General features: G+C 61.9%; 17 protein-coding genes and 2 other RNA genes. 3 read left to right on the top strand and 16 right to left on the bottom strand.

Annotated elements, in window-relative coordinates:
• Positions 1-41 precede the first annotated feature (41 nt).
• From ASF90_RS05385 to ASF90_RS05370, 5 genes are all read right to left on the bottom strand, one after another.
• A complete protein-coding gene (locus tag ASF90_RS05385) occupies positions 42-2,555 on the bottom strand; it encodes a serine/threonine-protein kinase (protein WP_055846912.1) in 2,514 nt (837 codons plus the stop codon).
• The gene (gene ecfK / locus ASF90_RS05380) at positions 2,534-3,073 is read right to left on the bottom strand and encodes an ECF-type sigma factor EcfK (RefSeq protein ID WP_055846909.1); all 540 of its coding nucleotides are present in this window, start codon (positions 3,071-3,073) and stop codon (positions 2,534-2,536) included. The genes ASF90_RS05385 and ecfK overlap by 22 nt, the downstream gene beginning before the upstream one ends.
• 81 nt (positions 3,074-3,154) lie before the next feature.
• Positions 3,155-3,230: non-coding RNA, sX9 sRNA (locus ASF90_RS21545), on the bottom strand.
• 139 nt (positions 3,231-3,369) lie between these two features.
• Positions 3,370-3,744 carry a DUF2147 domain-containing protein gene (locus tag ASF90_RS05375; protein ID WP_236699211.1) on the bottom strand — a complete coding sequence of 125 codons (375 nt, stop codon included), beginning with the start codon at positions 3,742-3,744 and terminating at the stop codon, positions 3,370-3,372.
• A 340-nt stretch (positions 3,745-4,084) separates the two neighbouring features.
• Positions 4,085-4,612, bottom strand: coding sequence for a hypothetical protein (locus ASF90_RS05370; protein WP_055846903.1), 528 nt, complete (start codon positions 4,610-4,612; stop codon positions 4,085-4,087).
• Here ASF90_RS05370 and ASF90_RS23305 point away from each other — a divergent pair.
• Positions 4,611-4,865 (top strand): hypothetical protein, encoded by a 255-nt coding sequence (locus tag ASF90_RS23305; RefSeq protein ID WP_153066601.1) that lies wholly within the window; start codon positions 4,611-4,613, stop codon positions 4,863-4,865. The genes ASF90_RS05370 and ASF90_RS23305 overlap by 2 nt on opposite strands.
• Positions 4,866-5,445: 580 nt before the next feature.
• On the opposite strand, the gene ASF90_RS05365 is transcribed toward ASF90_RS23305, so the two are convergent.
• A complete protein-coding gene (locus ASF90_RS05365; protein ID WP_055846899.1) occupies positions 5,446-6,030 on the bottom strand; it encodes a TetR/AcrR family transcriptional regulator in 585 nt (194 codons plus the stop codon).
• 122 nt (positions 6,031-6,152) lie between these two features.
• Here ASF90_RS05365 and ASF90_RS05360 point away from each other — a divergent pair, with 122 nt between their 5' ends.
• Positions 6,153-7,559, top strand: a complete 1,407-nt coding sequence (locus ASF90_RS05360; protein ID WP_055846896.1) for an amidase — start codon at positions 6,153-6,155, stop codon at positions 7,557-7,559.
• 60 nt (positions 7,560-7,619) lie between these two features.
• Here the strand turns inward: ASF90_RS05360 and ASF90_RS21540 are convergent.
• The 3 genes from ASF90_RS21540 to ASF90_RS05350 all read right to left on the bottom strand — a co-directional run bounded on the left by ASF90_RS21540 (position 7,620) and on the right by ASF90_RS05350 (position 9,148).
• Positions 7,620-7,699, bottom strand: a non-coding RNA gene (locus ASF90_RS21540) — sX9 sRNA.
• A gap of 61 nt (positions 7,700-7,760) precedes the next feature.
• A complete protein-coding gene (locus tag ASF90_RS05355) occupies positions 7,761-8,144 on the bottom strand; it encodes a hypothetical protein (RefSeq protein WP_055846892.1) in 384 nt (127 codons plus the stop codon).
• Positions 8,144-9,148, bottom strand: a complete 1,005-nt coding sequence (locus ASF90_RS05350) for an NADP-dependent oxidoreductase (RefSeq protein ID WP_236699210.1) — start codon at positions 9,146-9,148, stop codon at positions 8,144-8,146. Before ASF90_RS05350 ends, ASF90_RS05355 begins: the two co-directional genes overlap by 1 nt.
• A gap of 95 nt (positions 9,149-9,243) precedes the next feature.
• Between ASF90_RS05350 and ASF90_RS05345 the strand changes: the two genes are divergently transcribed.
• Positions 9,244-9,807 (top strand): TetR/AcrR family transcriptional regulator, encoded by a 564-nt coding sequence (locus tag ASF90_RS05345; protein WP_055846888.1) that lies wholly within the window; start codon positions 9,244-9,246, stop codon positions 9,805-9,807.
• Between the two features lie 459 nt (positions 9,808-10,266).
• Here the strand turns inward: ASF90_RS05345 and ASF90_RS05340 are convergent, their stop codons facing one another.
• The 7 genes from ASF90_RS05340 to tssH form a co-directional block, all read right to left on the bottom strand.
• A complete protein-coding gene (locus ASF90_RS05340; protein ID WP_055846885.1) occupies positions 10,267-11,001 on the bottom strand; it encodes a hypothetical protein in 735 nt (244 codons plus the stop codon).
• A 59-nt stretch (positions 11,002-11,060) separates the two neighbouring features.
• A complete protein-coding gene (locus ASF90_RS05335; protein ID WP_055846882.1) occupies positions 11,061-11,720 on the bottom strand; it encodes a type II CAAX endopeptidase family protein in 660 nt (219 codons plus the stop codon).
• 52 nt (positions 11,721-11,772) lie between these two features.
• Positions 11,773-12,141 (bottom strand): DUF4124 domain-containing protein, encoded by a 369-nt coding sequence (locus ASF90_RS05330; protein ID WP_236699209.1) that lies wholly within the window; start codon positions 12,139-12,141, stop codon positions 11,773-11,775.
• Positions 12,142-12,613: 472 nt separating this feature from the next.
• The gene (locus tag ASF90_RS05325) at positions 12,614-13,507 is read right to left on the bottom strand and encodes a hypothetical protein (protein WP_153066635.1); all 894 of its coding nucleotides are present in this window, start codon (positions 13,505-13,507) and stop codon (positions 12,614-12,616) included.
• 313 nt (positions 13,508-13,820) lie between these two features.
• Complete coding sequence (locus ASF90_RS23300) at positions 13,821-14,177, bottom strand: hypothetical protein (RefSeq protein ID WP_153066603.1); 357 nt, start codon at positions 14,175-14,177, stop codon at positions 13,821-13,823.
• Positions 14,178-14,372: 195 nt separating this feature from the next.
• Positions 14,373-15,023, bottom strand: coding sequence for a hypothetical protein (locus ASF90_RS23295; RefSeq protein WP_153066604.1), 651 nt, complete (start codon positions 15,021-15,023; stop codon positions 14,373-14,375).
• A 31-nt stretch (positions 15,024-15,054) separates the two neighbouring features.
• On the bottom strand, positions 15,055-17,793 hold the full coding sequence (gene tssH / locus ASF90_RS05320) for a type VI secretion system ATPase TssH (RefSeq protein ID WP_055846871.1): 2,739 nt from the start codon (positions 17,791-17,793) through the stop codon (positions 15,055-15,057).
• Between the last annotated feature and the right edge of the window lie 3 nt (positions 17,794-17,796).

The raw sequence follows: 17,796 nt of genomic DNA, 5'->3' as shown, positions 1-17,796 counted from the left end.
CACTATCGCGCCGCGTGGCGCGGCTTACCCGACGATTCGTCTCAGCGCCGCGCCACCGACGTTGTCGTCTCCACGCTGGAGGCGGCCGGCTCCGCCAACGCTAAGGTCTGCCGCGCCGCACGTAGCGGCTCTTCGGCATCGCCAAAGATGCCGGTGAGCACCTGCACCGCCTGCTGGGCATGCGCGCGCGCGGCGGCGGCCTGGCCGAGCACGCGCTCGGCTTCGGACATACCGCGCAGGATCTCGGCCGTTTGCGGATGCGCGTGGCCCAGCACCCGCAGGCTGGTAGCCAATGCGGCACGCTGCTCGGCCAGCGAGGCTGCCGCCTGCCCGGCGTCCAGGAGCCAGAACGCGTGATTGCTGCGCATGCTGATGGTGGCGGGCGCATCGTCTCCAAACACGGCGCGCGTGCGCTCCAGCGCCCCCCGATAATGCGGGCCGGCTTCGGCCACCTTGCCCTGCTGACGCAGTGCGCCGGCCAGATTGCCTTCCACCATCAAGGTATCCATGGCGTTATTCCCGTAGAGCCTGCGATTGATCTGCAGCAGCGGCGCAAGTTCGGCCTCGGCGCCGGCAAAATCGCGTTGCATCAACAGATAGACCGACAGGCTGTTGCGCATCGACAGCACCAGCGGATGCTCGGCCCCATGCAGGGCGCTGCGCTCGCGCAGCAGGCTGCGTTGCAAGGCGATCGCCGGGAGCAGTTGCCCGCTATCGGCCAGCAGCGCGGCATAGACATTGCCGGCATCGATGCGTTGATCTGCACTGCTCGCCGGATTGGCCAGCGCTGCCACATAAGCGCGCCGGCTCTCGGTCATGGCCTCGGCCATGCGGCCCTGATCGCGCAGCGTCCAGCCCAGCCAGGCGCGCATTTCATTGCCAATGGCTTGCTGTTGCAAATCGCCACGCTCGGCCTGTGCAATGCCCTGACGCAGCACCTGCACCGCTTCGTCGCGCTTGCCTGCACCGCGCAGCGCCTGGCCCAGCATGGAAGCCGTCTTCAACGCCGGCCTGCTGCCCGCGCCCATGCTCTGTTGCGCCAGTGCGTGGGCGGTGCGCAGATGCAGTACCGCCTGTGGAAAATCGGCCAGCGCGATCAAGGTACCGCCCAGCGTCTTTTCTACATCGGTGCGCGCATCAGGCTGGCTGGCCAGTTCGCGCGCGGCGCGCTGCGAGGCTTGCTCCAGCACACGCAGCATCAGCGTCTTGTCCAGATCCTTGGCAATCGCCGGGTCCACGCTGGACAGCACCGAGGCCATGAAATCGCCAGTGACGCGCGCACGTTGCGCGTCGCGCGCGGCCTGCTGCAGCGACCACAGCGTTGCGCCCAGGCCGGTCACCACCGCCATTGCCACTAATCCACCGGCCAGCACGCCACTGCGATGGCGCTGGGTGAACTTGCGCAACCGCAATAACCGGCCAGCGCGTAGCGCGCGCGGCGGGTAGCCATCGAGCCAGCGATGCAGATCGTCCAGCAGCGCCGACACCGAGGCGTAGCGCTCCACCGGCTCCGGCGACAACGCGCGCAGCACGATCGCATCCAGGCCATCGCGCAGTTGCTGCTGCAGACGCGTATGGGTGGTCGCACGTGCCGCGCAGATGCGCGCACGCGCATCGGGCGGCACTGCTGCCACGCGCTGCGATGGCAGCTGCGGTAACCCGTCGCGCCCGGCCACTGGCACCAGCCCGCAGCTGAGTTCGTAGAACATCGCCCCCAATGCGTAGATGTCGCTGCGCGCGTCCACCTCCTGCGCGCCGCGTGCCTGCTCCGGGCTCATGTAACCGGGAGTGCCGCGCCCATGCGCCGAGGTCACGCCCGGGTTGGCGGCATCGATGGCGATGCCGAAGTCGATCACTCCCGGCACCGGCCGCCCATCGATCTCGCTGACCAGCACGTTGCTGGGCTTGAGGTCGCGATGGATCACGCCTTTCTGATGCGCGTGCTGCACCGCCTCGCTCACCCGCAACATCAGCAACACGCGCGCATGCAACGACAGCCGATGCGCATCGCACCACCAGGTGATCGGCTCGCCGCGCAGGTACTCCATTACCAGATAGGGGCGGTCGTGCGCATCGGTGCCCACATCGTGAATCTGCGCGATCGCCGGGTGCACCATCTGCGCGAGCAGCCGGCATTCGAACTCGAACAATGCACGGCCCTGCACATCCAGCGCGTCGGCGGCCACCAGCTTGATCGCCACCTCGCGCTCGTAGGCACCGTCGGCGCGATGGCCCAGATACACCTGGCCCATGCCGCCGGCACCGATCAGGCGGTCGATCGCCCACGCACCAAAGCGCGTGCCGGCCGGCAGCTCCGGCAACGGCGCGCGCAATGCGGCGGCGGCCTGTTTCAGTGGCCCACGCACGCGCAGCGTGGCCTGCGATTCCACTGCCAGCATCGCCAGCAATTCATCGCGCAACACCGCATCGTCGCTTGCCTGGGCATGCGCAAAGGCCTCGCGCTCGCGCACCGGCAACTGACAGGCCTGATGGAACAGCGCCTCCAGCCGCTGCCAGGCCGTAGCCGCCACGCTCACAGCTGCGCCGCCAACCACACCCGCGCAAACCGCAGATCGCGCTCCAGCGTGGGCACCGACACCTCCAGCTGCTCGGCCGCTTCGGCCACACTCAAGCCCACCAGCTCGGTCAACGCAAACGCCATGGCCTTGCGCTCATCCACCCGCGCCAGCTTGTCGAAGGCATCGGCGACCAGCATCAGCGCTTCCGGCCGCGCCGCGCCGTCGGACAAGCTGATCGTCAGCGTCACCGCCTGCCCAAGCCGTTTGGCGCTGGCCTGCTGCCGCGCCAGATCCACCAACAGATGACGCATCTGCAGCGCCGCCACCGCATAGAAATGCGCGCGCGAACGAAACCCTTGCTGGCCCTGCTCCAGCCGCATCCACGCCTCGTGCACCAGCTCGGTTGCCTGCAGCCCGGCGCGCGCATCGCGGCGCAGCTCGCGCAGTGCGGTGGCGCGCAACACCTCGTAGACCTGCCGCGCCAACGCATCGCCCGCCCCGGGCGCATCGTGCTGCCAGGCCTGCAACAACTCGGTGATCGGCAGCTCGGACATCGGGGCCCATCTCGCCTGCGTGGGAGCGCAGTATCCCGCATTGGCGGCTGGGTGGGCGGCTGAATACGTAACGATTTAAACGGCTCACAACGCCGTCAGGACAGCTATCAGGTGAGCGTGGACGGCGCGCAGGAAACGTAGTGTCCGAGTTGGGCCGGCCGAGGTCGAACATCGGCAGCGCCTGTCGGGCGGCTCCCCAGTCGTTTCGTCAGCCGCGCTTGGATGCCCGGCCCAGGTTGCAACGGGCTGGCTGTATCGAGCTGGCTAGCTTCCCCAAACGTGCGTCTGCGCGGCGATCAGTTGGCAGGCTGCCAGGTTGGGCCCTGGCAGATGAAGGCCACACATCCCTCCACCTTCAACGAGCCATCGGCATCGCGTTTGACCTTGGCGTTATAGCGCTTGCCGGACTCGGGGTTGTAGATCGTGCCTTTCCACAGATCCCCCGCATCCACCAGCTCGCTCAGAATCACTGTTCCCTCCATCGGGTTGTGGCGCTTTGACGGATCCGGATTGAACACATCGGTCTTTGCGCTACCCGGCTTGACACGCAGCACCTTGACGATGGTGCCGCACAGCGCTGCACCGCAGGGCTGGATGTCCACCAGTGCCTGTTGGTTATCAGTGAACCACTTCCCGGTGATTGGTTCGGCGGCGAATGCGGTTGCGCTCAATGCAACCAATGCGAGGACGAGACAGCGTGCGTCAGAGATCGGCGGGTGCATGATTCGTTCAACCTTCAACAAGACGGGAAAACCAAAGCGGCTTGCCGCAGTGGCCGATGACCGGCGATTGATTCATGAAAGAATCAGAGCCGGCTAATCCGATCTTATTGGCGCAATCTTGGGACATGGTTAGCCACGACTTGGTCGACAAGGCAGCATTTTCATCTTCAGCGTCTTCTGCACTGCATATTCTCCAGTCCCTCCCCACTGACGGGAAAAGGACTGGAGAGCTACTGATCATGGCCAATCTTGGGCCACATCAGCGCAACGCACTCTGCTCAGCAACCGACTAACTCAAGTTCAATGTCGAGCCTTCTGCACAGGCACGAAACTGCTGCGCGCCGCCACTGACAGCCGTGTAAACGATGGCAAAGTTCTTTTTGACATTGGGATCGGGATCCCCGCCGAACGTTGCGTTGCTCACCGTGATCGCGGTACCACCGTTGTTGATCAGCCATTGGCATGTGGCAGTGACGTCGTACCCGTTGTTGCCGGTGCCGTACAGTGCACGCACGACTGTAAAACTGGGTTTACCCGGCACTGGAACCGGCGTCGTGGCGGTAGGCGGATTGGGAACCAGATCGATCTGGCCATTTTCCGCGCAACCGAGCGCGATGGGATTGCCGTTGTTCAACGCGGGATTCTTGTACAGAAGCGCAAAGCTCTTGACCGTACCCGGGTCGGGGTCCGTTCCGAAGAAGGCATTGCTTGCGGTGATATCGTCGTTGCCTGTGTCGACGATGTTCTGGCACACCTGGGTGACATCGACTCCTGCCTTGCTGGTGCCGTACACAGCGGAAAGGATCGTGATAGCCATGATAATTACCCTCTTGGGGGCTGGGAAGGCCGCCCCGAGTCGCCTCTCGCCATGGATGACCGATCAACCGGCACCCTGGCACAACGTTGGACGCAGCGTGCGTGATACTTGGTTATTAAGCGCAATATTTCTTGATGTCTCTAATTTCCAATATCCTTCCGAAGCAGTTGGCCAGCGCCATGCCGAAGCTCTGATGCCGGAAACTCAACGCCACCGTCTTATCCATGCCTACAGCGTCAGGGACATTGATTGATGCTTCCAGAGTCACGATAAAACGTGACCGGAGAGCATCGACAGGAACTTGATGCAGCAACAGGGCTCATGCTGTCCTCAAGCACCGGTAGGGCTCAAGCCAATCTTAGCGAGCGGTAGAACACACACCCGACACAACGTCTCAATCATCTGCCGGGATGCAGACGTGTGACATGCGACGCCTTGTTGGATGAAAATTCGACTAGGCGCGCTGGCTAACGTTGAGAATGGACCGCCCTTCCAACAGGGTCCGCTTCATCTGACTTGTTTCTAGCGACGGCGACAGCACGGGCTTTGACGTTCCTGGCATCGTACGCGTATCGCGCTAAGTGACGACTGCTCCATGCCCCGCTTCTGTGAAGCCTGCGATGCGTACCACTGTGTGGTGACCTATGACGCTGCGCGTCGCCAAGGCCATTGACTCCAGACTTATCCGTTCACAACAGTTACATGCACCCGCTAGCGAAAATCCACCGCCAAGGTGCGGTGTCGCACGTAGTCAACCGCTCCAACTCTTCACCGCTTCGTAAGTGTCTTCAGGTCGAGGCCACGCCATCCGCCGCGTGGCGATGTCTGCGTCATCACTTCGGCAACAACCCGCTTGCCTGGTAACTGTCGATCAACGCATCGAAGAGCTTGATGTCCGCTCGACCACGTGCCATCAACTGCGCACCGCCGATTGCGGCAAAGATGGCGCGAGCACGCTTCTTGGAGTCCTTGGCGTTGGCCGCGTCGGCCGCGTCGGCCGCCACCAGCATCTTGGAAAGCCAGGCAATGTTCACATCGGTGAAGCCCTGAACCTCGCTCTTCACCACGTCCGGCAGGTCGTCATACTCCGCGGCCATGAAACTGCACAGGCAGATGCGGTTTCCGTTTTCGAGCGAGCGACGAAACGTTTCCGGATAGCGGCGCAACGCCTTCAGCGGGTCTTTGGTTTCCGCTGACAAAGCGTCCAGCGTGGCGGCCGAATCCTCCCAATAGCGCTTGGCGACGGCTGCCGCAAGATCTGCCTTGCTCGGGAAGTGGTGATAGAGGCTGGCGGCCTTGATGCCCACCTCTTCGGCAACGCTGCGCACGTTCAAACCACCGTAGCCATGCGCCTGCGCAATCCTGGTCGCTGCGAGCAGGATCCTGTCGCTGGAATTCGTACTGGCCTGGTTCTTCACACATCCGCCTTCGACAGGTGTTGACAGCACCCAGTATAGCGCGCATCGTTTACCTAACAAACGTTAGGTAGTTAGTTTCCAGCGTTTGTCCGCCAGCCAACTTTCTCCTTGCGAGGCACCCCATGCGCAGCGAACTTTTCTATCAAGACGCCACCACCCTGGCAGAACTCATCCGCACCAAGGCCGTCTCCCCTGTCGAGGTCATGCAGGCGCATCTCGACCGCATTGAAGCGGTCAACCCGCAGATCAATGCGATCGTCAGCGTGGCCGAGGGTGCGCTCAGAGCGGCCAAGGCAGCTGAAGCTGCAGTCCTGGCAGGCGAAGAACTCGGCCCGCTGCACGGCGTGCCGTTCACGGTGAAGGACTCGATCGACACCGCCGGTGTGCTCACCCAGCGCGGCTCGCCGATCTTCAAGGGACGCGTGCCCGATGCCGATGCAACCAGCGTGGCACGCATGAAGAGTGCGGGCGGCATCCTGCTTGCGAAGACCAACCTGCCGGAATTCTCCTACTGGATCGAAAGCGACAATCTGCTCACCGGCCGCACTAGCAATCCGTGGGATATCACCCGTACCTCGGGCGGGTCGAGCGGCGGTGAGTCGGCCGCCATCGCAGCCGGCATGTCGCCGATCGGCCTCGGCACCGATCTGGCGATCTCGGTCCGTGGCCCGGCGGCGCAGACCGGCATCACCTCGATCAAGGCCACCCACGGCCGCATCCCCATGACCGGGATCTGGCCGCGCGCGCCGCGCCGTTTCTGGCATGTCGGGCCGATGGCCCGCTCGGTCCGCGACATCGCGCTCGCCTTCGCACAGCTGGCCGGCCCCGATGGCCAGGACGCCTTGTCGAGCAGCACCGTGGCGTTCGACGCCGGCATCGGCCGCCAGCCCTACCGCCCGTTGCGGGTTGGCTGGATGGTTGGCCCCGGCTACGGCCCGGTCGACCCGGAAGTGCAAGCGACGGTGCGCGCGGCGGCCACGGCATTGAAGGACATCGGCATCTTTGTCGAAGAAGTCCGAATCCCGGCGCTGGACCGCGATTTCGCACTCGATGTATTCAACAAGCTGCATGTCATGGAAATGAAGCCTGCGTTCGCGCACGCAACGGCTGGCCATGAAGACCTGATGTTCAAGATGTCCAAGACCATGCTGTCGCTCGCCGACACCTCGCTGCAGGATTACATCGAGGCAGAGCAGGCCGCCGAGCGCATCCGTGATGGCTATGCCGACTACTTCAGCCGCTACGATGCACTGATCACCCACGTGTTGCCGATTCCCGCGCATAAGCACGGCGTCGAGCAATTCACTATCGACGGTCAGACCGTGGACGCCACCTACCTTCAAGGCGCAACAGTGCCGCTCAATGTCGCCGGCCTGCCTGGTGTTGCGATGCGGTTCGGCACAAGCAAGGAAGGCTTACCGATCAACGTGCAGATCGTCGGCAAGTGGCAGGCAGAATCCACCATCCTGCACGTCGCGGCGCTACTGGAAAGCGTCAGCGCCGTGCGCAACCTGCATCCGGCGCTGTGACAACGACAGCGCTCGCGGGGCTTGCGAATCCCGAGCACTTTCACTTCGATCTAGGCGAGCGGCTTACAACACGCAACGGGCAGCTATCCGGCCGGGAGGTGTGGACGGCGCGGAGGAACCCGAGTGTACGCGTGGTACATGCCGATTCCGAGCACCGGCCGCACCCACCTGACGGCTCCACAGCAGTTTTGTTAGCTGCTCTTAGGCCACTGCAGCCGGATGAACCGCCTCATCGATCCATAGAAACCGTCCATCGGCATCGCGTTCGGCGAACACGTAGACATTCAGTGCGAGCGCTGGGCCATGGCGCATCGCAAGAGCAATCGTGTGCCGCTGCGCATAGCGATTGCCGCAGCAAAACTCGTCGCGCACAACGAACGTGGCGTGCTGCAAATCCTCGCGCAGCTGCACGATGCGTTCGCTTACGGCAGTGCGGTCTTCCCGGAAACCGTTAGTGCATTGCCGAAAGTCGGGGCTGAAGTGCCGGTCCATGGCCTCTTCCACGCTCAGCTGGCGATTGTTGAGCAAATCCTCCACCGCGGCCTTGAGAACATTCGCACGCACGATGGTCTGGCGATCGTCCATCACTCGACGGTCATCACGATCTTGCCCTGGATGTGGCCTTGCGCTGCGCGTTCGTGTGCCTGCTGCGCCTGCGACAGATCGAAGCTGCTGTCGATGGCCACGCGCACGATGCCGTCTTGCAGAAGCGGCGCCAATGCAGCGAGTTGTGCGCCGCTGGATATGACCTGGGTGGTGGAGACGCTCACACCCAAGGCGTCGGCGGCTTGCCCGCCGTCGAATCCGAGCGGAAAGATCGGAAACAGCGCTCCACCACGTTTGAGCGTGCGCAGGAATCGCCCCATCGCCGGGCCTCCCACGGCATCCACGACCAGATCTGCGTCGCTGATGGCATCTTCTGGCGTTACCCGGGTGTAGTCGATGAACACATCTGCGCCCAACTCACGCACGAATGCTTCGTGTCTACCTGAGGCGATCGCAACCACGTGCGCACCCTTCCATTTCGCCAACTGCACTGCAAAGTGACCGACGCCGCCGGCGGCACCGTTGACCACCACGGTCCTGCCATGCAGCTCCACCGGCAAATGCGGCATCGGTTGCAGCGGATTGGGTGCGTTGTGCCCTTGCTCGATCATGAACTGCCAGGCCGTCAACAGCGACATGGGCGCACCCGCAGCGTGGGCATGATCGATCCCGGCAGGTTTGACGGCGACCTCGTCTGCTGGCGCGGTCACATACTGCGCGTACGCACGGCTGCCTCCGGCCAATCCGCTCGGAAAGCGCACCATCGCATAGACCTCTTCGCCCACCGACAGCCCTTCGACGTCGTCGGCAACCGCTTCGATCACGCCTGACACGTCCGTGCCCAATATCAACGGAAAATCCACTGCCGGGCGCCACTGCGCGGGCAGCGCCTTGTAGCCCTCACGCAGGTACCAGTCCGGTGGATTCAAGCCGACGGCGTGCACCCGGATCAGCACTTCCCCCGGTTGTAGCGCAGGCATCGGCGCGTCTTCGTAGCGGAGCACGTCGGGCCCGCCGAATGCGGTTTGACGGACGGCCTTCATCGTCTTCATCGTTTCTGTAGCGGCTTGCATGCGATATCCTTAACGGAACGGTGATCCGAATATACGGAGCACTGCTCCGTTTGTAAAGGATGGGCATGAGAGCCGACGCACAGAAGAACTATGAGCGCTTGCTGGACGTGGCGCGGGAAGCCCTCGCAGAAGTGGGCGCGGAGGCATCGCTGCGTGACATCGCCCGCCGTGCCGGGGTCGGGCTGGGCACCTTGTACCGGCACTTCCCCACGCGCGAGGCCTTGCTGGAGGCGCTATTGCGCAGCAGCTTCGAAGACCTGGCGACCAAGGCCGATGGCTTGCAGCAGGCAGACGCATCGGACCGGGCATTAGTGCTGTGGCTGCAGGACGTCATCGACTTCACGCACCGCCAGCGCGGCGTCCTTGCGCCGATGATGTCGGCCATCGAAGACGAATCGTCGGCACTGCACAGCTCTTGCGTCAGGCTCCGCTCCGCCGGCGCGGCACTGCTGGCGCGCGCCCAGGCAGATGGCAAAGCGCGTGCCGACATCGACGGAGACGAACTGTTCGACCTCATCGCCGCGTTGGCCTGGCTTCGCGAACAACCCTCGCATACCGATCGGTCCGGCCGCCTGTTCGAAATCGTCGCCGGGGCGATTCTCGTTGGTACCCCCGCAGCGACGCAGTAGGTAAGCTGGGCGCAGCAGCGTTGCAATGACCGACGCGTCTGACCCGACGCCCTTTCTTCAGCACCCTCGGGCAGCTGTGCTTGCCTGGTCACGATGACGCCCCCCTGAGTAAAGAGAACAAGCGACATGCCAACAAGAAATGATCAGGTAAGCCTTGATTGTGGAGGCACACAGCGCGGCTACACAGGCAGCGCATGGGCCGCCGAGCAACCCAGCGATCACTGAGAGAACGACGATTCACTGACAAAGCTATGCATTGCGCTTTACTCAGGAGCGCCTGGAAAACGGGTCAGTCTCTCGAAGCACAACAATGCCTTCGAGATGAAGCGTGCAGTGATCTCTGGTGAGCGCATTGGCGACCGACGATTCCAGCACCATCTCGGTCACGCACAAACGCCCATCGGCGCGAGCCCGTCTGACTGCGCTGACCTGCGCGCAGCAACACAGCCCATACCATGCTCAGCGCTTGGCCGCCTCGCATAGCTTGCGATTGAACCAGGTGGACTTGGCGATCGGCAGGTACGCGTCCCAGTCGCTGGGCGGAAGCATCGTGCTGTTCTGATCCAGCTCCGCCTGGAACGAGGCCTCGTCGCGGCTGCGACCCGCCATGGTCTGGTCCAGCGTCGCCAGGCACTCCTGCGGACGGTTCAGGCGCAGCAGGGTGAGGGCGCGGTCGTTGGCGAAACGGTCGCGATCGAGCCAGGTGAGAAACTCGCCGCACTCGCCTGCGAATGCCTGCATGCCGGCGAGCGCTTCGGCATAGCGCTTGCCACGATAGTCCCGCAGGTACGCCTCACGTCGTCGGCTGCTGGCAGCGGACGTGCAACCGGCCGGCAACTGCAGATAGTCGCCTTCAAAATGGGCACGCATGCCGCAGTAGTCGCGGCAGCTGTCCTGGGTCAGTGCGGCGATGGTGAAGCCGCCCGCCACAGGTTCGAACGATAGCTTGCAGGGCGCATCGACAACATCGCTCACTTCCGCCTTGTCGCCGTGCAGGGTGCCCGATAGCGTGCAGCTGTGGCCGTTGGCGCCCATGGTGAGAATTTCGAACTGGCGCGCCCCACCCTTGTCGCTGACCTGCAGGCTGCCCCAGCCTTGCTTGGTGCTGTATTGACCGGGCGCCGGGCCGGACGCCACCGCGCCGAATGCCGCCAGCCACACCAGTATCCCGCTCCATCCATATCGCCGTGCCATCGCCGCATCCTGTGTTCGACCAAGCGCAAGTGTGCGACATCGCGGCGACGCCAGGCCAGTCAGGTGTAGACCATCAACCCCAGCAGATCGAGCGCGCCATGCGCCAGGATCGCCGGCCACAGCCGCCCGCGTCGGGCCACCCACCAACCCAGGATTAACCCGATCACCAGGATGCTGATGGCGCCGATCGGACCCTGATAGAGGTGATACGACGTACGGAGCGCCACGCTCACATTCACCGCGAACGCCCGGCCATGGCGCGGCTCCAGGGCGCGGATGACGTAACCGCACACGAATACTTCCTCGAAGATCGGATTGATCAGCGAGATCGCCAGCACAGCCGTGATCGACAGCTGCCCGGCGACCATCGCATCGAATGGATTCGTGTTGCTCCCCAAGCTCCAGTTCAACAGCGTCAGTGGATAGGTGACCAACAGACACACCGCCAGCAGGCCGAGCCCCGCCGCCAAGTCGCGCAGCTGCCACTGCAGCCCCAGCGACTGCGGCCTCCATCCGCGGAACCACAGCACTGGCAGCAAGATTGCCAGAACGAGCAGTTCGTAGAACACCATGCCCCACAGGCTCGCGTCGGAGAAGACCGGCTCGACGGCGTCGCGCGCGACTGCCGAAACGCTGGACCAGATCAGCAGACCGAATGCGATCGTCACCACGAGCAACAACTCGCCCCATCCAGCAGACGCTCCTTCACGCTCCTGCATCGATCTTCCTTGGCATGCCTTGATTGCAGATACTCAACTTGAAACGCCCTGTCTAGCGACAGGCCTGCACGACCGCTCGTTCGACAGCTTGCATGAAATCCGGATCGCGACGCATCGTAGTATCGGCGCGGGCGCTATCGCGCACATGGGTGGCGCGCGTACACGCCTCCGGGCTGGGCTGGCGCTCGTAACTGATCAGGCGTAGACCCAGGTTCGACTCCTGGGCCGTGGCAGATGCCGTTTGTGCACCTGCCTGCGCCGCCGACGTTGTCGTCGGAGCCGTCGCGGCTTGCTTGGTCCAACGCTTCTGCTCGGCGCCGTTGGCGCACGGCGTGGACTGGTAAATAGTCCCCAGCTTTGCATCGCTGCACTTGTAGGCAGACTGCGCCGCCGCCGGCAACGCTAACAGATAGATCACCACCGCAAGACTTCTTTTCATTTGCCCCTCCCCGGAACGGCATAACTTACCGATAGCAGGGAATGAGGCTTCATTCCTCGGAGCCGTACATGTTGGCTCTTCGATCGCCAGGATGGGTAAGGCGTGCCTGGCAGCTTTACCGACCGGCCTGGATCGTCGTAACACCTGTGCGTTACCAATGGCAGCGCGAAGCGGAAGCAGAGTGCTTGCCGACCAATGTCGCATGCACCCTCCATTTCGCCGCAAACAGCTTCACCAGGCGATAAAAGCGCACACAGCCTGGATTTATGGCGGCCGCGCAGGCGGAGCGGCTGTCGGCCAGCTCTTTGAAGGCGTTGGACCCGCTCATCGTCCCCGCACATCACCGCTGTCGACTGGTAAGTGGCCGTGTCTGGTTACCCGTCGGAGCCTTCTAGCGGGTCTTTTCAATGGAGTCAGAGTGTGACCCCACTGTTCCAACCGTCGGGGCGGGGCATTACGTGAAATACCGCGTGAGTGTCGACGAACGGTAGCCGAGCCGGCCATCGGCGCGCCACTGCGCGGTCACCACCATTCCGTAGACGCGCGATACCGACTGTTTGTGCGTGCTGGCCGGGGACAGCCCGTAGTAGCTCTTGCTCGCGCCCATGTAGTTCGGATGGGCATTGACGAATTGCATTCCCATCGCTGCCACGATCCTCTGTCCCGCTGCGTGCCCGTTTCGGTTCATGCTGTAGAGATGGTTGGCGATCCAGCCTTCCTCCATCTGGCTGTAGCCTGGCGGCACGAAGAGTGAGAAGTTCAACCCCGCTCCTGGACCCTTCGCCTCCACTATTAGGAAATTCGACACGCCACCGCCCTGGGGGTACTCCCAGATCTGATCGATACCCGTGCCCGAGTGCAGGTGGTAGCCCCAGAGCATGTTGCCGGCAGGATGGCGCTCCAGAACACAGATCGCTGCGGCGGCCTCGCCGACGCATTCAGTGATGCGCGTGTTGGCCAGCAGTGCGCGCATGTCCTGCGCGATCGCATCGAAGTGCTGGCAAGCCTGCGCGTCGGCTCCCAGGCCCGCGACCTCCTGCTCCAGGCCTTGCCAGATCGCACCGGACTGGATATCCAGCCAAGCGAACGGCAGGAAAATCTCGTTAGTGGCCCTGACGCCCCAACCGATGGTGTTGTTCAGATCGTCTTGGTAGACGACGTCGCGATGCATGCCGCGTGGCGGCCACGACGTTAGCGGGGGCGCCGCATTGGCCCGCCCGTTAGCCGCGTTGATGCGGATGACCTTCGGTCGCTTGGGCTTCTTGGGCGAGATAAACGAATACCGGTCGTACCTGCCGGTCACGGCCGCATAGTCCACCTTTGCTTTGTTGCGCAGCACTCTTCCCATCACCATTCTCCTTAACGTGGTCCCTGACCGCCTATGCAGCCTTGGATGTAGCGTGGCCTGCAGGTGTGGCCACGGGCTCACAGCCCTCGACTGTGGTACTTATCGGCGACAACGAAGGTGCCCAGAGGAGGCTCGATGTAGCCTCGACCAATAGTGCCTTGCAGAAATTCGCAGCTACCTCGATCAACAACGTGCGCTTGGCATACCGCGCTTCCAGATACAGATCGAAACGATGCTGGTCCACTGCGTAACGACTCGGCCGCGAGGACAGCCGAGCGCTTCGTTCAAGTGATGTTGGTAAATCATCCGGAAACTACTTTTTCGCCCACGTCGCATTTGCAGGCAGTTTGATATCCTTAAGCCTCGCGGCTTGCTGCAGAGATTTTTGTGATGCTTCAGCTGCTTCTCGCTTTGCCAGCTCGTCTCGGAGATCACGTAATATTCCAGACTCATAAGATACTCTAATTACGTGCCCTTGGTCCGCCCCCATGCTTTTCAGAAACCCGCGAGATTTAACGGAACTATTGACAGAAGCAATTAATTGCTGGAGGCGTAAAGAATTAACAATAGAAAGACTACCTTGGCTTATTAAATTATCCGCTTCATCTACATCGCACTTTAGACTTTGAACCTTCTTATTTGCTTCAAACTCTTCATTACTCATTGACATGACTCACTCCAATTTTCTATGCAAGAAATTTATTTTATATTTATCAAAATAAATAACAACGCCATTTCACCTTCTGGAGCGAACCAATATCTTTTGAGGGCAAGAAATGGTTCACTTTCAATTTTAAATTAAACTTAACCATTTCTTGTAGACTCCGTTCTTGCGCACAACAGCTGATTTTTATTCAACAGCTCGTCATTTTTTAACAAGCCATGGCAATTTGTGCTGCACGCCCAATACGGTTTTGATCCCTTTTACTGCAGCTCCCAGACCCCTATTGCCTTCGACTCGATCAGTTCGCTGATATTCTTTCGCGTTGCTTTCATATGTAGTACTTCGACTCATGGCCATCAAGGAATTCAAGATAATCGAATCATCATCGTGCTTATGCTTCTTGGTTTCCGAACTCGGCCAAGGAAAGTGCCAACCCACCTGTGTCCCATCTGGCAAAGCATCATTCAGAAATGGTGAACATGAGCCACACGGCTGCCGCTCTGTATACACGCAAATGATCCGTGTTCCGGCTCCCATTACTGCATTCGCCGTTTGTCTAGGAATTTGAGTTCCCTGACCGATAGCCCAGTTTGGCAAAGCGATGGAGCGCAGACCCGGCTGTCCATTGAGCATCATCCAGACCTCTTTCTCGGAATGATACTGATTACTCGGCGCGGTTGTAGCCATGATAGGGCCATGCGCAACCTGCCACCAGAAAGTCGCATAGTTCACGCCACTGAAGTCTGCGTTATTGCCTCGCAATGCGCGGCAAGCTAAAGACCATGGACTAGTAAGGTAAGCCGTCATAAGGTCGAGGTGGCCTGTGCCGAGCCAGACAGAGACAAACGCCATGTGGTTCTCCTTGTCGCTTTCCAAACTTCTGTTATTCAAATTTATATTTGAATCCATCACTGCTAGAATGCAAATCGATAAGCTGAACGAATGATCCAGAAATCATCCGATTCAAAAATTCTCGACTAATCTCCGGCAACATAGAATTAGTCAAAATTGCATCAATCATCCGCCCGCCCGACTCGCTCTCGGTGCACCGACTCACCACCAGCTCCACCACCGAGTCGTCGTACTCAAACGGAATCTTGTAACGCTCCTCGATCCGCTTCTTGATGCGGTTCAACTGCAGCCGCACGATCTGGCCGAGCATGTCGTTGCTCAGCGGGTAATACGGAATTGCCACCAGCCGCCCGAGCAATGCCGGCGGAAATACTTTCAGTAATGGCTCGCGAATGGCCTTGGCCATGCCCTCCGGATCCGGTAGTAGTTCCGGGTCCTTGCACAGGCTGGCGATGAGGTCGGTGCCGGCGTTGCTGGTGAGGATGATTAAGGTGTTGCGGAAGTCGATGCGGCGGCCTTCGCCGTCTTCCATCCAGCCTTTGTCGAAGACCTGGAAGAACAGTTCGTGCACGTCCGGGTGGGCTTTTTCCACTTCGTCCAGCAACACCACCGAATACGGTTTGCGGCGCACCGCTTCGGTGAGCACGCCGCCTTCGCCGTAGCCCACATAACCTGGCGGTGCGCCCTTGAGCGAGGAGACGGTGTGCGCCTCTTGGTACTCGCTCATGTTGATGGTGATCAGGTTCTGCTCGCCGCCGTACAGCGTCTCTGCCAGGGCAAGTGCAGTTTCGGTCTTGCCGACGCCGGAGGTGCCGGCCAGCAGGAATACGCCGATCGGTTTGTCCGGGTTGTCCAGGCCGGCGCGGCTGGTCTGGATGCGCTTGGCGATCATCTCCATGGCGTGGTCCTGGCCGATCACGCGCTTGGCCAGCAATTCGGGCAAGCGCAGCACGGTGTCGATCTCGTTGCGCGCCATGCGCCCGACCGGGATCCCGGTCCAGTCGGCGACCACGGCGGCGACGGCTTGATAATCGACAGTGGGCAGGATCAGTGGCGATTCGCCTTGCAGTGCGGCCAGTTCGGCCTGCACCAGTTGCAGGCGCGCCAGTAGCGTGTCGCGATCCACTTGCACCGGTGCGTCGAGCACGGCGGTATCGCCGGAGGCGTCCTGCTCTGCCTCGGCTTCCAACGCACTGCCGGTGCCTTCGACCGGGGCGTTGCCGCTGCGTAGTTGTGCGCGTAGCGACAACAGTTCATCGACCAGTGTTTTCTCGGACACCCAGCGCTGTTCCAGGTCATGCAAACGGCGACGCTCGCCATCGAGCAAGCCGGCACACGCGGCCGCTCGCTCATCCACCACGATGCCGATGGCGCGCTCGCGTTCGATGATGGCGTGTTCGGTGTCCAGCGATTCGATACGGCGGCGGCTGTCATCCACTTCCGCCGGCGTGGCGTGCAGGCTCACTGCGACGCGCGCGCACGCGGTGTCGAGCAGGCTCACCGATTTATCCGGCAACTGGCGCGCGGGGATGTAGCGGTGGCTGAGTTTGACGGCGGCTTCCAGCGCTTCGTCGAGGATCTGCACGCTGTGGTGCTGCTCCATCATCGAAGCGACGCCGCGCATCATGCGCACCGCCTTGGCTTCGTCCGGCTCGTCCACCTGCACGGCCTGGAAACGGCGGCTCAGCGCGGGGTCTTTTTCGATGTACTTCTTGTACTCGGCAAAGGTGGTCGCGCCCACGGTGCGCAGCGTGCCGCGCGCCAGTGCCGGCTTGAGCAGGTTGGCGGCATCGCCGGTGCCAGCCGCGCCACCGGCGCCGACCAAGGTGTGGGTTTCATCCACGAACAGAATGATCGGCTTGGGGCTGGCCTGTACTTCGTCGATGACGGCGCGCAGGCGCTGCTCGAACTCGCCCTTCATGCTGGCGCCGGCCTGCAACAGACCGACGTCCAGCGTGCGCAGTTGCACGTCTTTCAATGCGGGCGGCACGTCGCCGCGTGCGATGCGTTGCGCGAAGCCTTCCACAACGGCGGTCTTGCCCACGCCAGCCTCGCCAACCAGGATCGGGTTGTTCTGGCGGCGACGCATCAGGATGTCGACCACCTGGCGGATCTCGTCGTCGCGGCCGATGATCGGGTCCAGCTTGCCCTCGCGCGCTTGCGCGGTGAGATCGGTGGTGAATTTCTTCAGTGCTTCCTGCTTGCCCATCGCGGCCGGGGCGATGGCACCGCTGGCTTCGCCCGGCGCCGCACTTTGACCGAGCGAAAACCCATCGCTGGGCAGCAGTCCATCTTCCGGCGAGCCGGCCACGATCTGTGCAAAGTGCTCGTTGAGCAAGGCGGGCTTGAGCTTGTCGAATTCCTTGGAGATCGCCAGCAGCGCGTTGCGTAGACCACGCACGCTCAAGATGCCGACGACCAGGTAGCCGGTGCGCACCTGGGCCTCGCCGAAGCTGAGCGAGGCATACACCCAACCACGCTCCACCGCTTCTTCGACATTGGCCGATAGATCGGTGACGGCGGTGGAGCCGCGCGGCAGGCCGTCCAGCGCGGCGGTGACATCGCGCGCCAGTGTGGAGGGATTGAGTTGAAAGTGCTTGATGATGCGGTGCAGGTCCGAGTCCTGCAGCTGCAGCAGCTGATGCAGCCAGTGCACCAGTTCCACATACGGGTTACCGCGCAGCTTGCAAAACACCGTGGCACTTTCGATGCCGCGATAGGCGAGTGGATTGAGCTTGCCGAACAGGGCACTGCGGGAGATCTCGGCCATGAT

Origin of the sequence: Xanthomonas sp. Leaf148 (genome assembly GCF_001423585.1) — a bacterium.
Lineage (GTDB): Bacteria > Pseudomonadota > Gammaproteobacteria > Xanthomonadales > Xanthomonadaceae > Xanthomonas.
Note: the sequence above shows the minus strand (reverse complement) of the source record. Positions and strands in the feature narration are given on the sequence as shown.

Excerpts from the sequence above, each read along its gene's own strand:
- ecfK (WP_055846909.1), bottom strand. The coding sequence starts at position 3,073 with ATGTCCGAGCTGCCGATCACCGAGTTGTTGCAGGCCTGGCAGCACGAT.
- ASF90_RS23305 (WP_153066601.1), top strand. The coding sequence starts at position 4,611 with ATGATAATTACCCTCTTGGGGGCTGGGAAGGCCGCCCCGAGTCGCCTC.
- ASF90_RS05370 (WP_055846903.1), bottom strand. The coding sequence starts at position 4,612 with ATGGCTATCACGATCCTTTCCGCTGTGTACGGCACCAGCAAGGCAGGA.
- ASF90_RS05360 (WP_055846896.1), top strand. The coding sequence starts at position 6,153 with ATGCGCAGCGAACTTTTCTATCAAGACGCCACCACCCTGGCAGAACTC.
- ASF90_RS05355 (WP_055846892.1), bottom strand. The coding sequence starts at position 8,144 with ATGGACGATCGCCAGACCATCGTGCGTGCGAATGTTCTCAAGGCCGCG.
- ASF90_RS05350 (WP_236699210.1), bottom strand. The coding sequence starts at position 9,148 with ATGAAGGCCGTCCGTCAAACCGCATTCGGCGGGCCCGACGTGCTCCGC.
- ASF90_RS05345 (WP_055846888.1), top strand. The coding sequence starts at position 9,244 with ATGAGAGCCGACGCACAGAAGAACTATGAGCGCTTGCTGGACGTGGCG.
- ASF90_RS05340 (WP_055846885.1), bottom strand. The coding sequence starts at position 11,001 with ATGGCACGGCGATATGGATGGAGCGGGATACTGGTGTGGCTGGCGGCA.
- ASF90_RS05335 (WP_055846882.1), bottom strand. The coding sequence starts at position 11,720 with ATGCAGGAGCGTGAAGGAGCGTCTGCTGGATGGGGCGAGTTGTTGCTC.
- ASF90_RS05325 (WP_153066635.1), bottom strand. The coding sequence starts at position 13,507 with ATGGGAAGAGTGCTGCGCAACAAAGCAAAGGTGGACTATGCGGCCGTG.
- ASF90_RS23300 (WP_153066603.1), bottom strand. The coding sequence starts at position 14,177 with ATGTCAATGAGTAATGAAGAGTTTGAAGCAAATAAGAAGGTTCAAAGT.
- ASF90_RS23295 (WP_153066604.1), bottom strand. The coding sequence starts at position 15,023 with ATGGCGTTTGTCTCTGTCTGGCTCGGCACAGGCCACCTCGACCTTATG.
- tssH (WP_055846871.1), bottom strand. The coding sequence starts at position 17,793 with ATGGCCGAGATCTCCCGCAGTGCCCTGTTCGGCAAGCTCAATCCACTC.